Genomic DNA, 18560 nt, shown 5'->3' on the forward strand with positions numbered 1-18560 from the left:
AGAACTCAACGGACAAAAGCTCCTCCTAAACACTAGCGATAGTGGAACGATTGTCCTACTACCGCAGCCTTGGGGGATGTATTTGCATCCATAGTATCTAACCTTAGAAAAATGAAGCGACAACCTGCCAAAAACAGGTTGCCGCTTTGCCAAGAATCATAAAACGTGATCTAAACACGCTTCAGTCATCAGTCGTATTTAGTCTTTTGTAATCCGAGGGGGTTCACGAAACGCGATCGCGAAAAATAACGTGCCGATCACACAAGCAAAAATGAAAATGTAAGCAACGGCTTCCATTTGTCAGAGCCTCCTACTGTACCTAGTCCATTGATAGTCTAAAGGATTGCGATCAGAAAGCGCTTGACAGTTCACCGAAGTCATCAGCAAGAACCTCATCAAGCGCTTTCCAAAGGTCAAGAAGCTAACTACCCTAAGGGGTTAGACAGTCTCTTTGCTCTGGGTGCTACGATCACCCACTTTCTGGAAGAAACCCCATTCCACCTGCTCAGCAGATAGCTCGGGGTCAATACCAGCAAAGACGTCTCGGTACAGTGTCCGAGAGCCGTGCCAGATATGACCAAAGAAGAAGAGCAAAGCAAACACCGCGTGAGCGTAAGTAAACCAACCACGAGGACTAGTGCGGAATACGCCGTCAGACTCTAAAGTCTCACGATCAAACTCAAACGGTTCACCCAACTGCGCCTTACGAGCGATACGCTTGACTTCGGCTGGGTCAGTGATCGTTTCACCGGCCAGCTCACCGCCAAAGAACGAGACGGTGACCCCCGTCTGCTCAAAGCTGTAACGCGATTCGGCCCGACGGAACGGAATATCCGCCCGCACAATGCCATCTTTGTCAGTCAGCACAACCGGGAACGTCTCGAAGAAGTTCGGCAAACGACGAACCGAGAGTACCCGACCTTCGCCATCTTTGAAGACGGGGTGGCCGAGCCAACCGCGAGCAATGCCGTCGCCATCATTCATAGGGCCAACGCGGAACAAACCACCCTTAGACGGGCTGTTGCCCACGTAGTCGTAGAATGCCAGCTTCTCGGGAATGGCGGCGTAAGCTTCCTCAGCCGAAGCCCCCGAGGCGATCGCTGACTGGGCTTGACGCTGGATTTCCTCTTGGAAATAGCTGCTATCCCACTGATAACGGGTCGGGCCAAACAACTCGATCGGCGTAGCAGCGTTGCCGTACCACATGGTCCCTGCCACGACGAAAGCGGCAAAAAACACAGCGGCAATACTGCTAGACAGCACCGTTTCGATATTACCCATCCGCAACGCCTTGTAGAGACGCTGAGGAGGTCGCACCGTCAAGTGGAACAGTCCCGCAATAATGCCCACAATCCCAGCGGCAATGTGGTGAGCCACAATACCACCCGGATTGAAGGGGTTAAACCCAGCGGGGCCCCATTCTGGTGCCACCCCTTGGACGTGTCCCGTAACGCCGTAGGGGTCAGAAATCCACATTCCCGGTCCCCAAAGACCCGTCAGGTGAAATGCCCCAAAGCCGAAGCACAGCAAACCAGACAGAAATAGATGAATGCCAAACATTTTAGGCAGGTCTAGCGCGGGCTCCCCAGTACGAGGATCCCGGAACAAGTCCAAGTCCCAATAAACCCAGTGCCAACAGGCTGCTAAGAACAGCAGACCAGACAAAACGATGTGAGCGGCAGCAACGCCTTCAAAACTCCAGAAGCCAGGGTCAACAGCGGCTTCACCAGTAACGCTCCAGCCGCCCCAGGATTGGGTGACCCCCAAACGGGCCATAAAGGGAAGGACGAACATTCCCTGACGCCACATGGGGTTTAAGACAGGATCACTGGGATCAAAGGTTGCCAATTCAAACAAAGCCATTGAGCCAGCCCAACCAGCCACCAATGCCGTATGCATCAGGTGGACGGAAATCAGGCGGCCCGGGTCGTTCAGTACGACCGTATGTACTCGGTACCAGGGCAGTCCCATCGACTACTCTCCTCCTCTTAGTTTCAACAAATCTCTTGCGAGCTTATTCAAATCTTTTGCGAGCTTATTAAGAGTCACAGTTATAAACAGACTATCAGACTTGCACGCCTTCACAGCGCCCAAAATTGGTGCAGGAGGCATGTTCACCGTTTTCCCAAGAGCGGCGACAGGGCGAAGAGAAACTTCCGCAGACTGGTCAGCGATCCCTTGTGATGATAAGTCTGTAGACAAGATATAAAGAAGTGTAACCAGTGTCACAGGCGGACGCAATTAAATTATCAATTTGTTCAACGGGTGAATGGGAGGAGCCGCGATCGCCCGGGCCTCAACAGGGCGCTCACATCGCCACTGGAGCCACTCGACAGGATGAAATAGGGTAGTTAGGAGTAAGTTGATGGCAGTTATTAAGTTTCTTGAAGAAGAGAAAGAGGTCGTAGTCGCCGATGGTGCCAACCTCCGGTACAAGGCCATGGAAAACGACATCGATATTTATACCCTCGTCGGTAAGATGATGAACTGCGGCGGCTATGGTCAATGTGGCACCTGTGTGGTCGAAATCACTGAGGGCAGCGAAAACTTATCGCCTCGGACCCAGGTAGAAGAGCAAAAACTGCGCAAGCGACCGGATAACTGTCGGTTGGCTTGCCAAACTCTGGTGAATGGCGATGTCACGGTTAAAACTAAGCCCAAGAAAAAATGACGCCCACAGCATGAAATTGACCGCCATGATTTTAAGAATTACGCCCATGCAGGAATCAAGATGACGTAAACTGTACGCAGTGTCATTGTTGTGCTGGAGAATGTAGGCCTTAAATTATGGAAGTCAACAACCTCGGCTTTGTTGCAAGCATTTTGTTTGTTTTGGTACCAACTGTTTTCCTGCTGATTCTCTATATCCAGACATCCAGTAAGCAAACTGGCGCTTAGTTGAGTCGCACGAACGCCGCGATACCAGATGAAAATCTTCGGAAAAAGTGCTTGTCTACAGACAGGCGCTTTTTTTGTTGCGCTAACTTACCAATTGGTGCGATGACGGATAGATTCTTAGGATGAGTTGGTGAAGGGTAACGCTTGCAAGGCTTGGGTGTCGTGCCCTAGCTAATCCGTGGCGGGGCCAGTTTATAGGCGGCGATCGCGCTCATCGCCAGCGTTCTACTTTCCAGTGGCAGCCCGAGGAGTGGCCTCAGCGGGCGGCTATACCGCCATGAATGTTGAACGATTGCTCATCTCAGTTTTTGGCATTATTCAGGCAAGGGAATATATTCCGTTTCCTCCGGAACTGAGCCAAATTTGGCATCTTGCCAATCCTGTTTGGCTTGTTCAATGCGTTCTAGTCGGCTAGATACAAAGTTCCACCATTTATGTCGGGTGCCCAGGGGGTCGCCACCAATGATGATGCCGCGGGCGGCATCTTCAGCGGCGACGGTCACTACTTGATGGGGTTTCAGTACCGCGAGGCGATGTTGTTCAAGGGGTTCGCCATCAATGGTGAGTCCGGCGGTGACGCTATACACGGCTCGTTCACTATAGTCAGCCGCCAGCGAAAACTTACCGCCAGCGGCAAACTGCAAGTCCAGATAGAGAATCGGTGATAGTGATTGGACGGGGGAGGCGCGATCGCCGGCGGCCCCCGCGACTAGAGTCACCGTCACACCCTCTTCTTCCCAGGTTGGAATGTCTGCGGCGGGATGGTGGTGGAAGCAGGGAGCCACTTCTTCTTGACCATCAGGGAGGGCTACCCAGGTCTGGATGCCGTGCAGGGTGGATTCGGCTACCCGTTCGGCGTCGGGCGATCGCTCGGAGTGGGAAATACCTTTGCCTGCGGTCATCCAGTTCACGGCTCCGGGACGAATCTCCTGAATCGTACCCAGGCTGTCTCGATGGAGAATTGCGCCTTCAAACAAATAGGTGACTGTGGCCAAGTTGATGTGGGGATGAGGCCGGACGTCAACGCCTTTACCGGGGGGAAAGATGGCGGGGCCGAGGTGATCAAAAAAGATGAACGGCCCCACCATGGTCCGCACCTCGCTGGGCAGCAGGCGACGGGCTTCAAATCCGCCCAGGTCTTGCACATGGGGGGTGATGATGGTTTGGATGGAGTGAGTCATGGCAAACAGTTTGGTGAGGATGGCGACGATTACATAGCAGTCGGGCAAATGGCAGTCGGGTTAAAGGGCGCTCACAATCGACAGGGGTACCGGACGACTGGCTAGGGTTCCCCATAGGATTGTGTGAGGACGCCCGCAAGGTTGGACTGGTCACGCAAATAGCCAGCCTCTAAACCACTGGGTCAAACGCGGCATGATGACATACGACAGCAACCCGACTGTGATCGCGACACTCACGGCTACCCGCAATAACCAGGGCAAATACTGCATGATCGGGGCCAATAATGGATGCACCAATAGGGAAACCAGCATCACCCCGACCCAAACTAAAAACGCTTGCTTATAACGTTTGGGGGCTGTCGGCGCTGCTTGGGCCGGCAGTTGAAACCAGCCTTCTAACCCCGTTAACACCTGTACCGATTCTTGTTCTTGAATCAGCGGTTGCACGCGATCAATCCAGCCCTTGCGGATATCGGAATTGAGCCAATCATTTAAGTGAGGGCAGGAGTCAAACTGGAGCACGATCACATAGTCCGAACTGCCTCCTGGTTGGGGCCGCAGGATGTTGACGCCCAAATGTCCGGCAAACTGGCGAGCATCGGCAGAGATGCCTTTGATCCAGTTTTCGTATCCCGCTTCGCGTCCCGATCGCACCCGATGGGTAATCACAGCGGTGACATGATGGTGTTTTGACATGGAGCGGTCAGGCTGGCTGTTAACAACATTGCTCATGGTTTTCTAAGTTGCGATCGCGGCCTCATTAGTCATAGAGAATATCGCCTTAGTCGGCTAACTGCGTCTGAATCGAGAGTGGGTAGGTCAAGAGTTTGTGAACCGGGCAGCGATCGCTAATGTCCCTGAGTCGCTGTCGTTGTTCGTCAGTGAGGTCACCGCCCAGAGTTAAGTGGGCCGTGATCACAGGGTCTCCTGGGCGAGACTCGTAAGTCAAATCAACGGTGACCTGCGCCAGCGACCAGCCTTTGCGCTCGGCGTACATTTGCAGGGTAATCGCTTTGCAAGTACCGAGGCTCGTCAACAATAATTCCACTGGGGTCGGGCCAGCATCATCACCGCCTAAGGGTGGGGGTTCATCGGCCTGCAATTGAAACTGGCGAATGGTCACCTCTTGCCCATAGCGAGAGTCATTCGAGGTAATGCGAACAGCAGTCATGCGGCACCTCCTACGACTGCTGGGGTGGAAAGGTGTCCCGTTTTTACGTAGATCAGACAGCCCGTTTCGCTATAGGGGGTGTGAATGCTGCCGTGGGGACTGCGGAGCCAACTGCCGGGGGGATATACGCCGTGCTCGTCCGCAAAAGTGCCTTCGATGACAAAGATTTCTTCGCCGCCCCAGTGCCGATGGGTCTGGAATCGAGTTCCCGGTGCCCATTTCACCAGCGCCACTTGCTCACTGCCGTACGCGTGCAGCGGCAACACGGTCAAGCCGTCCACCAAGCCAGGAGCCCACTGGGCCTGATGGGTGTCGATGGTGACCGGAGTTTGATCGTCAGGCTCCATTTGCCATAACTTCACCAAAATCGTGGCTCCCTCTTTGCTGTGGGGTGTATGGCTGGAACCGACGGGATTGCGGACGTAAGTGCCGGGGCCAAAGTCGCCGTGCTCATCGGAGAACACGCCCTCCAGTACCAAAAATTCTTCCCCCCCACCGTGGGTGTGGGGCGAGAAATAACTGCCGGGCGCATACCGCACAATGGAGGTCGCACGGGCTACTTCTTCGCCATCACGCTCTAACATGCGGCGCTGCACACCGGGCATGGGGGAATCAACCCAGGGCAGCGCTTCGCTATGCACAACGGCGCGTTGATGCAAATCGGCATGGATTTTCATGGCATTAATTTCCTAAATGTTGAGGGACTGTTACGGGTGTCTGATCGCTGGTGGGAGGGATGTTCTTTCCGCCGCCACCGACTTAGTTGTACTGATGACGACCGGCCATGACGCCACCGTCTACATCCCAAACAGCTCCAGTGCCCCAGTCAGCGTTATGGGAGAGGAGAAAGGCGATCGCCTTTCTCCTCTGCTGGTGTACCGACTCGACCCATGGGATGGAACGCATTGAAGCCCTGTAGTGTGCCATGCAATTCATCCTTGGGAATGAATCCTTCATAAATGGGCGCTTCCACTACGGCAGGAGACACCGCGTTCACCCGAATGTTTTGACTAGTGCAGCGTCAAGACTAAAGTTTAGGGCTTGCTCCTGGAGAGAGCCACTGCGTGAACGACCAGCGCAGCCCGAACGTACAGATTCTGCTCATCCTGAGTTTGTCGTAGGCCGTGCCTGCCCGCAGGGCATAGGATGTTGGCGACTGTGCATCACCCTAAAATTATGAACTGACATAGCACTAGCCAGTTCCATCGCTAAATGCTGAATCAGGAAATGCAGTGCCGCTTTGGCCATGGCATAAGCGGATGAGGGTGTCGCTTGCACGGCCTGCTTGGCCCACATAGAGCCAAGGTTAACGATCGCGCCGCCGTGACCATGTCCCACCATATTTTTTACCACAGTTTGAGTCAGGAAAAAGCGCTGGCAGACCACTCCAGTGGAAGAAAGGTGGCTCAGAAAATGGCGTCACTCACCCTTGGAAACGCTGCGATTGCTATTGTTACCTCAAGACTCCAATTCGAATGGCATCTATGGGCCGCTTTAACACCGCAGAATAGCCCTCGCATCAGTAACGCCAGTCTATGGAGTAATTCAAGCGATTGCTTGACTAGCAGCACTTTAGTTGGAAGCTCCTCCCTCGGTTGTACTGCCGACTACAAAGCAGCCCTGGGCATTTCACATGGGCATTTCAGAAGATAGAATTGCCGACGGTTTGGGGGCTCCGGTCAGCCCCGATTATGGGAAAGTCACTAACGCGCTCACGGTGGCAGTCGGTGAATGAGTCGATGGCGAATATGCGCCCAAGCCGTTCCACACAATCACAGCTTTGTCGCAGTCAGATTGTTGAGATAGGTACCAAAAGATAGCCAGGGTGATCATTCACCTTCTCTCTTGGTGTTAGCACGGTGCAGGAGCCGGGATTGCGATCGCCAAACTCCAGCGCAAAATGTTGTGCGGCATGAGACCTGGGGGGATATTGGGCGAATAACACCTGGAATTTCCGCCAATAGCAGAATTTAGTGACTATTTGGCCCCCAGCCCACTAATCTTCGCTGAAAGGGCAAGCTAAGACGTGAAACGGTCTGAGGTCAACGCTTCTTGACATAAGGCTGGCGTATCTCTGAACCCCTGGATTCCGGCGGGATTGGGTAGCGCTTGGAGAAATGTAACTTCCGATACAACCAATTGCCGCCATAATTGGTGGAATCTTGATACTCAAAGAGTATGGTTGGCAAGTATCCGTCACGGTTTGTCTACAGGGCATGGTCTTCTGTCAGCACTATGCTAACTGCTGGCATTGATCGGACGACTGCAGTCGCCAGATCTTAGAGGGTTTTCAGGGCTTTCTCGGAGCGGTAATATGCTGCTCATGAGGACTCGTTTGCTGTCTGATTTGTGTTGAAGGGACGTTTTTGGAAATGTCTAGACTAGTACTTCGTAAAAAAGGTCGTTCTCGAAAGCGGCGACAGTCGTCTTTCTGGGACGCTAACGTACCTCCGATTTCTGAAGCGGTACAGTCTTACTTTGGTCGTCGTGACGGCTGGAAGTGGGTTGCTTGCGTACCGCTGGCATTGACGATTTTGGGTGTTTGGGGCGTAGCCGCCTACGCCCAAGAAGAATTGACGGCTGCCGATGTGCAGACCGTGCTTGACAATATTTTTGTTTTCATCGCCGCCGTGCTCGTGATTTTCATGAACGCTGGCTTCGGGATGTTGGAAACGGGTTTTTGCCGCCAGAAAAACGCGGTCAATATTCTGTCTAAGAATTTGATCGTGTTTGGTCTAGCCGTGTTGGCCTTTTGGGCGATCGGTTATTCCTTAATGTTTGGTGGCGGTAATGGCTTCATTGGTGGTGGCGGTTGGTTCTTGACTGGCACCCCTGAAACCTATGGTTTAGAAGAAGGTGTTGGTCTCACCATTGACACTTTCTTCCTGTTCCAAGCGGCTTTTGCAGCAACCGCCGCGACCATCGTGTCTGGTGCTGTTGCTGAGCGGATTAAGTTCACCGACTTCCTGATCTTTAGCATCTTGCTGACCGGTGTTTCTTATCCCATTACAGGCCATTGGGTTTGGAGTGGTAGCGGCTGGTTAGGCGCTGCTGGGTTTTCTGACTTTGCTGGGTCTACCGTGGTGCACTCGGTTGGTGGCTGGGCGGCTCTCATGGGGGCGGCTTTCTTGGGGCCACGGATTGGTAAGTATCAAGACGATCGCGTCAACGCCATTCCGGGCCACAACATGAGTATTGCGATGTTGGGCTGCTTGATTCTGTGGATTGGCTGGTATGGCTTTAACCCTGGATCTGAGTTGGCGGCTAGTACCGCTGTGCCCTTTATCGCGGTGACGACTACTCTAGCGGCTTCTGCCGGTGGCGTGGCGGCGACCTTTACCGCTTGGGCCTTGAATGGCAAACCAGACTTGTCCATGATCATCAACGGTATCTTGGCCGGCTTGGTCGGTATTACCGCTGGTTGTGCCGGTGTCAACTACTTAGGCGCTATCATCATCGGTTTGATTGCTGGCGTCATTGTGGTCTTCTCCGTTGGTTTCTTCGACAGCATCAAGATCGATGACCCTGTGGGAGCGATTTCTGTTCACTTAGTGAATGGCATTTGGGGTACCCTGGCGGTTGGTCTATTTGCGACCGAAGGCGGCCTGTTCTTCGGCGGTGGTTTTGCCCAATTAGGCGCTCAAATCCTCGGTATTCTTAGCATCGGTCTATTCACGGTTGTCTTCACGTCCATCGTTTGGGTGGTGCTGAAATCGACTCTGGGCATCCGGGTTGAGGCTGAAGAGGAAATGAAGGGGCTCGACATTGGCGAGCACGGCATGGAAGCCTACAGTGGTTTCCTCAAAGACACCAGCGACATGGGCGGGATTTCCTAACCCTGTGCGGTGATGCTTTGAGTGCAAAGCGAGGTTAATTCCCCGCTATTGACTCTTGAAGAGGTGCTGGCAATGTTGTCAGCACCTCTTTTTGCAGTGAGGATACATCCACTTCGAAACGTGGCCTTAGCAATTTGGTAACAAATCCTTAATCCTCAGAGAGTCTGGCTGTTAGGGTGTTTTACAGAAGCGTATGATTGGCCTAACTGCGCTTGCCCCAATCTATTTGTCGGGTAGGTCTTAGCTGCTGGCTGTTGGCAGCAACGTTTAGTTTGCCACTGGCTGTTTCGACTCGTTAACTGCATCCATGCCTAATCCCGATTCTGTTGTCGAGCAACTGCTGCAAGCAATTCCTCAGCTACGATCGCAGCTATTTTTCAAGACCTCCCTGACGGCCCTGTCCCATGCGATGGAGGATCAAGTGCTCGCCGGGATGGAACAGCCGTTAGTGATTGCCAGTTTTCAGCAGGAACGGTTTTACCGTCAGGAAGCCAGCCGTTACCAACGCATCGCCGACATTAGCGATCAGGTCTATGTTTTTTCGGCGGCTGGTACCAGTTTTGATGATGCCGTTGATCACCATGCCACCATTACCTTTGACCCTGGCGACGCGCTGAGCCAAGAATGGCATTTGGTAGTGATTGGCGCGAACTATAGCGCCTGTTTGATCTGCCGTGAGCGCAATCTGGTGCCGGATCCAGCGCCTGCCACGACGCCCCCCGGAGCCCCAGCCTTAGACCAAACGCGCCGCTTTGAAGGCGTCTGGACCCAGGAAGGTGGTATTTGCCATCACGCGGCCAATTTACTGCTGGATCGAATTGCGGGGTATGACGCAAAGTTGATTCCCAAGATTCAGGCGGCCAAGGCCCGCTATCGCCTCACCGAGACTCCGGCAACAGCGGTACAAATCGGCAGCGCTAGCGTGGATCCCTTTACCCAGCGGTTGGTGACTTATCTGCAAGCGGGTCAATATAAGTTACTCAAGGCCTATCGGGCGATCGCGGTCAAAGAGCGCCGTGAGCGGTTGGTGAACTCCATCACCTCAGCCATTCGGCGATCGCTAGATCCCGAGGAGTTGTTTCAGATCACCGTACAAGAACTCGGGCCAGCCCTAGACATTTGCCGCTGTATTATCTATCGCTGTCATACCGAGCGACCCGACATCGAAATCCACCACGAATTTCGTCAGCCCCAAATGCCCTCCTTGCTGAACGTCGAGTGGCCGATCGCCGATAATCCCCTGCTAGAGCGCATTCAGACCGAACACGAAATGCTCGTGATTCCTGATACCCACGATCCGCCGCGATCGCTGTCAACCGCTTTAGATGCCGTCAACTACCTAGTCGAAGAGTGGCAGATTCGGTCTTGGGCGTTAGTGCCTTTGGTTTATCAACAAAGACTGCTGGGCATGATTGAGCTGCATCACTGCCAGAGCCAGCCCTATCAATGGAGTGAAGATGACTTAGCTTTGGTCGAAGCCGTCGCCGCACAACTGAGCGTCGCGATCATTCAGGCCGACGCTTACGCGCACTTGCAAGACCTCAACCAGCAGCTCGAAGCGTTAGAACGCACCCGCAGCAACCTGATTGCCATTACCGGGCACGAACTGCGGACGCCGCTATCGACTATTCAAGTGTGTTTGGAAAGTTTAGCCACCGAGCCCGACATGCCCGATAAGTTGCGCAACACGATGTTGACCTCAGCTTTGGATGATGCTGAACGAATGCGCAAACTGGTACAAGACTTCCTCACCCTCTCGCGGTTAGAAAGCGGTCGCATTGAATGGAATTTCGAAGCGCTATCCCTGATGGAGTGCATCGACTTAGCCCTCAGCAGTGTGCAAGCCCGGCAAGGCAGCCACTATCCAGAAATCGCCATTAATGTCGAGCTGCCACCGAAACTTCCCATGGTCAGAGCCGATGGGGAATGGGTCGTTGAGGTGATCGTAAAACTCATGGACAATGCCTGCAAGTTTACCGACCCCGGTGACAGCATTACCGTCTCGGCCCAACGGGTGGAGGAAAACATGGTGCAAGTCACCATTGCCGATTCGGGGCGAGGCATTGAGCCCTATCGACTAGAGGCCGTGTTCGATCGGTTTTATCAAGAAGAAGGGGCACTGCGGCGCACCACGGGCGGTACTGGCCTCGGTTTAGCCATGTGTCGCCAAATTGTGGAGGGACTCGGAGGGCGCATCTGGGCGACTTCTCAAGGCAAGTCCGAGGGGAGTCAATTTCACTTTACGTTGCCGATCGCCGAAGGTCGCGCGGCTCTACATGTCCGCCATGAACGGGGCAGCCTTATTCTCGAAGATGACGTGGATGAAGCGGACTTATCGCTCAGTGAGCTAGAACGGCGCAATCCTTACATCCTGGAGTGACCTCTTGGCGTGACTTTTGGGGCCGTTGGTCGTGATGCGGGCGAAGGCATCATGGCGGCGATCGCCCAAAAAATTGCGATACCCTTCACCCCGGCGAGAGCAACTCTGAAGAACTGTTACTTTTCCTCAATAACTCGATAAACGCGACCTGGGCCGGTGATACGATGCGTCAAAACGGTTGCGAGAAAACGTTTTATGGCAGAAACTCTGACTGGACAAACTCCTAAATTTGGCGGCAGCACCGGCGGTCTTTTGACCGCAGCAGCAGTCGAAGAAAAATACGCGATTACTTGGACGAGCTCGAAAGAGCAAGTCTTTGAAATGCCTACGGGTGGTTCCGCCATCATGAATGAAGGCGAGAATCTCCTGTATTTGGCGCGGAAAGAGCAGTGCCTAGCACTAGGCGCTCAGCTTCGCACCAAATTCAAGCCCCGCATCCAAGATTACAAAATCTATCGGATTTACCCCAGCGGCGAAACTCAGTATCTGCATCCGGCAGATGGTGTGTTCCCCGAAAAGGTGAATGAAGGGCGCGAATCGGTGAACCGCAACGATCGCAGTATCGGTAAGAATCCGAATCCGGCAACTATTAAATTTAGTGGCAAGGAGCCTTTCGAGGTTTAATCCTGGGTCGTTTTCGGCTTCATAAATCAATCCGACTGAACGGGGTGTAGCATTGCTGTACCCCGTTTTGTTATCGACATTGTCGCGATCGCTGACCGCGCTCACCGCATGACGGCAACGCTTTCTCTAATTGCTTATCGCCCCTCCCATGGTTTCACCTTCCTTCGAGCAGTTCCAAAACTTAGCGACCCAAGGTAACTTTATTCCGGTTTATCAAGAGCTAGCAGCGGATTTGGATACCCCAGTCTCGGCGTGGCACAAGGTCTGCGCCACGGCTCCTTACAGTTTTTTGCTGGAATCCGTCGAAGGCGGAGAAACCTTGGGGCGCTATAGCCTATTGGGGTGCGACCCGCTGTGGGTCTTGGAAACCCGTGGTGAGACGACGACGCAAACCTTTCGCGACGGCACCGCAAAAACCTACAGTGGCGATCCGTTTACGATCTTGCCGCAGTGTTTGGCACCGTATCAGCCCGTGAACCTGCCGGAGTTGCCACCGGGCATTGGGGGACTATTTGGCTTTTGGGGCTATGAGTTGATCCAGTGGATTGAGCCCACGGTCCCCGTTTACGATCGCACTGCAACCGACTTGCCCGATGGCCTCTGGATGCAGGTAGATAGCCTGCTGATTTTTGACCAGGTCAAGCGCAAAATGTGGGTAGTGGCCTATGCCGATTTGCGGCAGCCGGGTCGCGATTTGGCCGCCGCATACCAGGCAGCGTGCGATCGCATTCAAACCCTGGTGCAAAAACTGACAGCGCCCCTCCAGGGATTGGCTCCCCTCACCCAATGGCAGCCGCCCGGCGCTCACCCCCAAGCAGCCCCACTGGACTATCAAAGTAATCGCACCCAGGCCGAATTTTGTGACGCGGTGGCTACCGCGCAGGACTACATCCGAGCGGGCGATATTTTTCAGGTGGTCATTTCGCAGCGCCTCTCGACTACCTATGCGGGTAATCCCTTTGATCTGTATCGCTCGCTGCGGCTGGTCAATCCTTCGCCCTACATGGCCTATTTCCACTTTAAGGACTGGCAGCTGATCGGTTCTAGTCCCGAAGTGATGGTCAAAGCGGAAAATGATCCGCGATCACCGGGGGACAAAATCGCCACCGTGCGGCCAATCGCGGGTACCCGCCCACGGGGACAAACGGTGGCAGCCGATGCCGACTATGCCGCCGATTTATTAGCCGATCCGAAAGAGATTGCTGAACACGTCATGCTGGTGGATCTGGGGCGCAACGACCTCGGTCGCGTCTGCACCAGCGGCACCGTCAAAGTGGATGAATTGATGGTGATCGAGCGCTACTCCCATGTCATGCATATTGTCAGTAATGTCATCGGTCAGCTTGCCCCTGACAAAACCGCCTGGGACTTGCTCAAGGCTTGCTTCCCGGCGGGTACCGTCAGCGGTGCGCCCAAAATTCGCGCCATGCAGATTATTCACGAGCTCGAACCCGATCATCGCGGCCCCTACTCCGGCGTTTATGGCTACTACGACTTTGAGGGGCAGCTCAATACGGCTATCACCATTCGCACCATGGTCGTAGAACCGGAAGCCCCTGGACGGCATCGGGTCAGTGTGCAAGCTGGAGCTGGGTTAGTCGCTGACTCCGTGCCCGCGTCTGAGTTTCAGGAAACCTTGAACAAATCCCAGGGGATGCTGACTGCAATTCGCAGCTTACGGGGCAGCGAGGACTGAGGGGCTGGTTCGCCAATGTCTGGGAGAGATCGCTCCCGTAGGCTAATAGTCAGGCGGACGGATGCGGGTAAAGTTGACGCGGCCTTAATTATCGCTCGCGATCAACATACAAAAGCTTCAATATCAGCGGCCCCGCGAGCGTTTTAATTGTATAAAATACGACTATTGAGTAATCAAGAGACTCGATATAGGGTTAGGTATTGGTATTCAATCCCCAAGTGAGAGTCGCGGGTTTCTCAGAGCCTGGGAAATCGGTAGGTTAGGTGGGTACACTGTTGATGTGCAGGATGATGATGCAACCAGGCACATTACGGACTTTAGTCAAAGTTCCGATCGCTTTCACAGGGTGTTCAAAGTTGTGTCTAATATCAAAGGCATTCATAGTACACCGCCATGATTGATGGTCTGAACGCTAGAGTACCGCTAGCGTTACTGCCTGTCAGCGACAGGTGCAAGCATCCCCGAAAAATGTTTTGATTGAACTCCGGCGGGAGAACATGTTTGATCCCAAAGTATTGAGTGAATATGCCCTCTCTCATATGGATGTTTCTACGGAAAGCATTCAGACGCGTTTGAACTTATTTCAAACCTTCAAACGCTTATATGAGCAAAATCCGGCGTTACTCAACGAAATCCTGAATTTGGCTTCGGTGGATAAACAAATGCCGGTACATCCGGGCAACTTTTCCTACGTGTTGGGGCTAGTGACGGACAAGCAAGCCCTGCTAATCACCAACGTTTCAGAAGATCGTTCGCAAATCTTTTTGCAACCGCATCTGAATAACCAAATCTGGACCTTTGGGCGGGATCCTAATAAATCTTCCCTGCCCATTCGCGATCGCCGTTTATCGCGCTGCCACGCTGCGATTCGTTACGACAGCACCTGCGGCTTCGTTTTATATGATCTGGAGAGCACCAACGGCACTTATGTGAATGGGGTGCGGATTCGGCAGAACCACACTTTGAAGGATGGTGACCTGATCCGCTTGGGCAGTATGAATTTTGGCTTTTTCACCGGGGCTGAATTTCGCCGGGTGGGTGAGCCCTCGCCCGAAGTGCTGCAGTTAATCAGTGAAGCAGCGGTGCCGCCCACCGCGCCGCTAGAAGATGAGGTGTCGGAGACCCCGACGCATTTACAAGAAACCTTGCCCCCGAATCTCGAGCAAACCTTGCACTTTATGAATGGGCCAGGGTTTGTCCAGGATTAGGTGACTCAGGGGATGAGCTCCGCCTCTGGTTGGGCGTTAGAGCGGCGGCGGCGGGTCGAAGGTCTCGACGATCGCTTGCAACTCCTGGGGAGAATGTACCTGATAGGCATGAATGCCCACCTCTTTGGCGGCCGCAACGTTACGGGCACCGTCATCAAAAAAGGCGGCTTGTGCGGGGGCGACCTTGAGCTGCGCTAAAACGTGCTGGAAGATCGCGGGATCGGGTTTCATGACGCCGATTTCGTGAGACAGAAAGACTTGCTCAAAGGGCGCGTAAAAATCATACCGATCGCGCAAGCGCTCATAGTGGGCCGGATTGGTATTTGAGAGCAGTGACAGGTGATAGCGCTGCTGGAGCCGACTCAAGATGTCATCACAGCCGGACATGGGAGCCTGTACAAACTCTAAGAACTCGTGCTGTACTTGCTCAGGAGAGGTTGTCAGCTCAAATTCTTGAATGAAATTTTGGGCAAAGGTATCGAAGTCGATGCGCCCCGATTCAAAGTCCACGGTGCTGCGGGCGTTAATCCACAGGTGATGGAGTTCATCAATGGGCACCGATCGCCCCAATAAGCCGCTGACGCGCTCGCTCCATTCCAACGCGACGAGTACGCCGCCCATGTCCGAAATAATGTGGGTAATCATGCGATCGCCCCTCCTGTGCTGATGTTGTGGGGTGTTTCGTCAAACTCCAGGTTACTGGCTATTGGGCGCTGAGGGGATGGACGGAGGGGACGCGCCCTTGCCAAGGGTGCGTCCCCGGAACGCGCGCTAGCCAAGGCAACCCAAAATTCGTAATGATGGGGCCATGGATACTCGACTCACCCCCATCATCGATTGGTTTTCGCGGCAGGGCTGGCAGCCGCTGCGCTTTCAGCAGCAGTCATGGGAGGCGTATTTGTCTGGTCAGAGCGGCCTGATTCAGGTGCCGACGGGGTCGGGCAAAACCTATGCGGCAGTGATGGGGCCGTTAGCGGAAATGTTGGCGACGCCGGGAAAGGGGCTGCAACTGCTCTACATCACGCCGTTGCGTGCCCTGTCACGGGATATTGAACAGTCCCTTTGCCGTCCGGTGGAGGACATGGGCTGGGCGGTGCAAATCGAGTCGCGCACGGGGGACACTAGCTCCCACAAAAAGTCGCGGCAGCTCAAAAAGATGCCCGAGGTGCTGATCACCACGCCGGAGTCGCTGTCGGTGATGCTGTCGTATAAAGACAGTTACAAGCGCTTCGCTGCTCTAAGATGCGTGGTGCTGGATGAATGGCACGAACTCATGAGTTCCAAACGGGGCACCCAAACGGAGTTGGCCCTCTCTCGCTTGCGGGAACTGGTGCCCGATGTACGCACTTGGGCAGTGTCGGCCACCCTGGGCAATTTACCGGAAGCGGCGCAGACTGCCGTCGGGCTGGACACCGAGCCCGCCATTATTCAGGCCGATATTCCCCGCGAGACGGTGATTCAGAGCATTTTGCCAGAGTCGGTAGATAGCTTTCCTTGGGCGGGGCATTTGGGGCTGCGGATGTTTGAGGCGTTGGTGGCGGCGCTGGAGATTGAGAAATCGACGCTGATTTTCACCAACACCCGCAACCAGGCGGAACGGTGGTTCCAGGCGTTGCAGTTTGCCCTGCCGGATCATGAGCACGAGATTGCCCTGCACCACGGATCGATTGATAAGCAAGAGCGAGAAGCGATCGAGGCGGGGGTCAAAGCAGGGGACATCAAATGGGTGGTCTGTACCTCATCGCTGGATCTGGGGGTGGACTTTCAGCCGGTGGCGCGGGTGGTGCAGATTGGCAGTGCGAAGAATCTGGCGCGGTTATTGCAGCGGGCAGGGCGATCGGCCCACGTTCCCCAGGGCACGTCGGAGGTCTTCTTTTTGCCGACCAATGCGCTGGAGCTGTTGGAGATCTCGGCGTTTCGGCGGGGGCTGGCGGCGGGGGCGATCGAAACCCGGCGGCCCCGCGATCGGCCCTACGATGTGCTGGTGCAGCATTTGGTGACACTGGCCTGTGGCGATGGCTTCAACCCGGCAACGACGCTGACGGCGATTCGGCAAACGGTGGCCTATCAACACCTCACCGATGAAGAGTTTCAGTGGGTGCTGGAGTTTGTGGAAAAGGGGGGGAAGTGCCTGGGGGCGTATCCCCGCTATCAAAAGGTGGTGTGGGAGGGCGATCGCTATCGGGTCACCGATACCAAAATTACCCGGATGCACCGCATGGGGATTGGCACCATTACGGGCAACCAAGCGGTCAAGCTCATGTATACCAACCGTCGTCACATCGGCACGGTGGAGGAGAACTTTGTCTCGCGGCTGAAACCGGGGGATGTGTTTTTCTTCGCAGGGCGACAGCTGGAGTTCTTTCAAATGAAGGACATGGTGGTGTATGTGAAAAACACGCGCCGCCAATCGACGGTGACGCCTACCTGGGGCGGGGGACAGCTCGCCATCTCGGATACCCTGAGCACCCATCTGCGGCAGGAGGTGGAGTTCGTTCGCCAACCGGGGGACTGGAACCGGGAGATTCACTGTATTGCCCCAATTTTGGCAACCCAGGCGCGACTCTCCCACATTCCCACGGCGGCGGAGTTGCTGGTGGAATGCTGCCAAACGCGGGAAGGGCAGCATCTCTACGTGTTTCCGTTTGAGGGGCGGTTTGTCCATGAGGGGCTGGGCTTTTTGTGGGGCTATCGGTTTGCGCGGCAAAAGAGTGCGACGTTCACCATTTCGGTGAATGATTACGGCTTTGAGATTTTGGCCCCCAAGGGCTACCCCTTTCAGGAATTATTTTCCGACGAGTTTTTTAGTGGGGAAAATTTGGAAGCGGATGTGAAAGCGAGCTTGAACATTTCGGAGCTGACCCAGCGCAAGTTTCGCAGCGTGGCGCAGGTGGCGGGCCTGGTGTTTAAGGGCTATCCCGGTTCGCGCAAAACGTCGGCCCAGTTGCAGGTGAGTTCGTCGCTGCTGTATGAGGTATTCAGCAAGTATGAGCCGGACAATTTGTTACTCAAACAGGCGGAGCGAGAAGTGTTGGCCGAACAGTTGGAAACCCATCGCTTGGCCCAACTCCTTGCCAAATTGAGCCAGCTCCAGGTGGTATGGCAGGAAACTTCGCGTCCGGCACCATTCGCGTTTCCGTTGCTGGTGGAGCGGTTGGGCACGCGGATGACGAATGAGAGTCTACTGGAGCGGATTGAGCGGCTGAAGCAGCAGTGGGGGAGAAAGTAGGGGGTGAGTGGGTGTGAGGGGGGGAAGGTGGGTGGGGTGGATGAAGTGGGTGAGGGGGGTGGTGTGGGTGAGGTTGGTGAGCGTGGGTGCGATGACAAGCCCCAGGAATTTCAGTTGGCGCTGCGGATGAGGGTTAGGTCAATATCAGGGGGTAAAGCCTTTCTCTCCTTGGGCTATTAAGGACATGCAGGGCCTAGTACTCAATGACATAAGTCGCGATACCGATCCGCCCTCATCCCCCAGCCCCTTCTCCCAGTTTTAGGCTACTAAGTACACACAAGTCATGTTGTAGTAGGATGCTGCCAGAAAACATGGGGTCATCGAGATGGAGAATCCT

At 54.4% G+C, this 18560-nt stretch carries 15 protein-coding genes and 2 pseudogenes; 8 read left to right on the forward strand and 9 right to left on the reverse strand.

Annotation, left to right across the window (positions count from 1 at the left end):
- Positions 1-198: 198 nt before the first annotated feature.
- Both JUK32_RS19155 and psbB read right to left on the reverse strand, forming a co-directional pair.
- Positions 199-297: a photosystem II reaction center protein T gene (locus tag JUK32_RS19155; protein WP_039727858.1), complete on the reverse strand. Its 99-nt coding sequence runs from the start codon at positions 295-297 to the stop codon at positions 199-201.
- A gap of 141 nt (positions 298-438) precedes the next feature.
- Positions 439-1971 (reverse strand): photosystem II chlorophyll-binding protein CP47, encoded by a 1533-nt coding sequence (psbB, locus tag JUK32_RS19160; RefSeq protein ID WP_204140465.1) that lies wholly within the window; start codon positions 1969-1971, stop codon positions 439-441.
- A 394-nt stretch (positions 1972-2365) separates the two neighbouring features.
- Between psbB and JUK32_RS19165 the strand changes: the two genes are divergently transcribed.
- Both JUK32_RS19165 and psbM read left to right on the forward strand, forming a co-directional pair.
- Positions 2366-2671, forward strand: coding sequence for a 2Fe-2S iron-sulfur cluster-binding protein (locus JUK32_RS19165; protein WP_204140466.1), 306 nt, complete (start codon positions 2366-2368; stop codon positions 2669-2671).
- A gap of 116 nt (positions 2672-2787) precedes the next feature.
- A complete protein-coding gene (psbM, locus tag JUK32_RS19170; RefSeq protein WP_039727865.1) occupies positions 2788-2898 on the forward strand; it encodes a photosystem II reaction center protein PsbM in 111 nt (36 codons plus the stop codon).
- A gap of 314 nt (positions 2899-3212) precedes the next feature.
- Here the strand turns inward: psbM and JUK32_RS19175 are convergent, their stop codons facing one another.
- The 6 genes and pseudogenes from JUK32_RS19175 to JUK32_RS28795 all read right to left on the reverse strand — a co-directional run.
- Positions 3213-4079: a pirin family protein gene (locus JUK32_RS19175; RefSeq protein ID WP_204140483.1), complete on the reverse strand. Its 867-nt coding sequence runs from the start codon at positions 4077-4079 to the stop codon at positions 3213-3215.
- Positions 4080-4229: 150 nt separating this feature from the next.
- Complete coding sequence (locus JUK32_RS19180; RefSeq protein ID WP_204140467.1) at positions 4230-4811, reverse strand: antibiotic biosynthesis monooxygenase; 582 nt, start codon at positions 4809-4811, stop codon at positions 4230-4232.
- 49 nt (positions 4812-4860) lie between these two features.
- A complete protein-coding gene (locus JUK32_RS19185; protein WP_204140468.1) occupies positions 4861-5250 on the reverse strand; it encodes an OsmC family protein in 390 nt (129 codons plus the stop codon).
- Positions 5247-5927, reverse strand: a complete 681-nt coding sequence (locus JUK32_RS19190; protein ID WP_204140469.1) for a cupin domain-containing protein — start codon at positions 5925-5927, stop codon at positions 5247-5249. The genes JUK32_RS19185 and JUK32_RS19190 overlap by 4 nt, the downstream gene beginning before the upstream one ends.
- Before the next feature lie 82 nt (positions 5928-6009).
- Positions 6010-6262 (reverse strand): annotated as a pseudogene (locus JUK32_RS28790) (SDR family oxidoreductase); the annotation flags it as partial.
- Between the two features lie 179 nt (positions 6263-6441).
- A pseudogene (locus JUK32_RS28795) lies at positions 6442-6621 on the reverse strand (SDR family NAD(P)-dependent oxidoreductase); the annotation flags it as partial.
- Between the two features lie 1001 nt (positions 6622-7622).
- On the opposite strand from JUK32_RS28795, the gene JUK32_RS19205 reads away from it, so the two are divergent.
- The 5 genes from JUK32_RS19205 to JUK32_RS19225 all read left to right on the forward strand — a co-directional run bounded on the left by JUK32_RS19205 (position 7623) and on the right by JUK32_RS19225 (position 14994).
- The gene (locus JUK32_RS19205) at positions 7623-9086 is read left to right on the forward strand and encodes an ammonium transporter (RefSeq protein ID WP_204140470.1); all 1464 of its coding nucleotides are present in this window, start codon (positions 7623-7625) and stop codon (positions 9084-9086) included.
- Between the two features lie 307 nt (positions 9087-9393).
- On the forward strand, positions 9394-11466 hold the full coding sequence (locus tag JUK32_RS19210; RefSeq protein ID WP_204140471.1) for a DICT sensory domain-containing protein: 2073 nt from the start codon (positions 9394-9396) through the stop codon (positions 11464-11466).
- 195 nt (positions 11467-11661) lie between these two features.
- Entirely contained in the window at positions 11662-12090 is a 429-nt protein-coding gene (locus JUK32_RS19215) for a photosystem I reaction center subunit II PsaD (RefSeq protein WP_204140472.1), read from the forward strand.
- 148 nt (positions 12091-12238) lie between these two features.
- Entirely contained in the window at positions 12239-13786 is a 1548-nt protein-coding gene (locus JUK32_RS19220) for an anthranilate synthase component I family protein (RefSeq protein ID WP_204140473.1), read from the forward strand.
- Positions 13787-14283: 497 nt separating this feature from the next.
- A complete protein-coding gene (locus tag JUK32_RS19225; protein WP_204140474.1) occupies positions 14284-14994 on the forward strand; it encodes an FHA domain-containing protein in 711 nt (236 codons plus the stop codon).
- A 36-nt stretch (positions 14995-15030) separates the two neighbouring features.
- Here the strand turns inward: JUK32_RS19225 and JUK32_RS19230 are convergent, their stop codons facing one another.
- The gene (locus JUK32_RS19230; RefSeq protein ID WP_204140475.1) at positions 15031-15639 is read right to left on the reverse strand and encodes an HAD family phosphatase; all 609 of its coding nucleotides are present in this window, start codon (positions 15637-15639) and stop codon (positions 15031-15033) included.
- 163 nt (positions 15640-15802) lie between these two features.
- On the opposite strand from JUK32_RS19230, the gene JUK32_RS19235 reads away from it, so the two are divergent.
- On the forward strand, positions 15803-18223 hold the full coding sequence (locus JUK32_RS19235; protein WP_204140476.1) for a ligase-associated DNA damage response DEXH box helicase: 2421 nt from the start codon (positions 15803-15805) through the stop codon (positions 18221-18223).
- The last annotated feature ends 337 nt before the right edge of the window (positions 18224-18560 follow it).

The sequence above is a fragment of the Halomicronema sp. CCY15110 genome, assembly GCF_016888165.1.
Lineage (GTDB): Bacteria > Cyanobacteriota > Cyanobacteriia > Phormidesmidales > Phormidesmidaceae > Halomicronema.

What these genes read in the sequence shown, in the direction of transcription:
- JUK32_RS19225 (WP_204140474.1), top strand. Translation starts at nt 14,284, where the DNA reads ATGTTTGATCCCAAAGTATTGAGTGAATATGCCCTCTCTCATATGGAT.
- JUK32_RS19210 (WP_204140471.1), top strand. Translation starts at nt 9,394, where the DNA reads ATGCCTAATCCCGATTCTGTTGTCGAGCAACTGCTGCAAGCAATTCCT.
- JUK32_RS19220 (WP_204140473.1), top strand. Translation starts at nt 12,239, where the DNA reads ATGGTTTCACCTTCCTTCGAGCAGTTCCAAAACTTAGCGACCCAAGGT.
- JUK32_RS19165 (WP_204140466.1), top strand. Translation starts at nt 2,366, where the DNA reads ATGGCAGTTATTAAGTTTCTTGAAGAAGAGAAAGAGGTCGTAGTCGCC.
- psbB (WP_204140465.1), bottom strand. Translation starts at nt 1,971, where the DNA reads ATGGGACTGCCCTGGTACCGAGTACATACGGTCGTACTGAACGACCCG.
- JUK32_RS19205 (WP_204140470.1), top strand. Translation starts at nt 7,623, where the DNA reads ATGTCTAGACTAGTACTTCGTAAAAAAGGTCGTTCTCGAAAGCGGCGA.
- JUK32_RS19185 (WP_204140468.1), bottom strand. Translation starts at nt 5,250, where the DNA reads ATGACTGCTGTTCGCATTACCTCGAATGACTCTCGCTATGGGCAAGAG.
- JUK32_RS19190 (WP_204140469.1), bottom strand. Translation starts at nt 5,927, where the DNA reads ATGAAAATCCATGCCGATTTGCATCAACGCGCCGTTGTGCATAGCGAA.
- JUK32_RS19155 (WP_039727858.1), bottom strand. Translation starts at nt 297, where the DNA reads ATGGAAGCCGTTGCTTACATTTTCATTTTTGCTTGTGTGATCGGCACG.
- JUK32_RS19215 (WP_204140472.1), top strand. Translation starts at nt 11,662, where the DNA reads ATGGCAGAAACTCTGACTGGACAAACTCCTAAATTTGGCGGCAGCACC.
- JUK32_RS19230 (WP_204140475.1), bottom strand. Translation starts at nt 15,639, where the DNA reads ATGATTACCCACATTATTTCGGACATGGGCGGCGTACTCGTCGCGTTG.
- psbM (WP_039727865.1), top strand. Translation starts at nt 2,788, where the DNA reads ATGGAAGTCAACAACCTCGGCTTTGTTGCAAGCATTTTGTTTGTTTTG.
- JUK32_RS19175 (WP_204140483.1), bottom strand. Translation starts at nt 4,079, where the DNA reads ATGACTCACTCCATCCAAACCATCATCACCCCCCATGTGCAAGACCTG.
- JUK32_RS19235 (WP_204140476.1), top strand. Translation starts at nt 15,803, where the DNA reads ATGGATACTCGACTCACCCCCATCATCGATTGGTTTTCGCGGCAGGGC.
- JUK32_RS19180 (WP_204140467.1), bottom strand. Translation starts at nt 4,811, where the DNA reads ATGAGCAATGTTGTTAACAGCCAGCCTGACCGCTCCATGTCAAAACAC.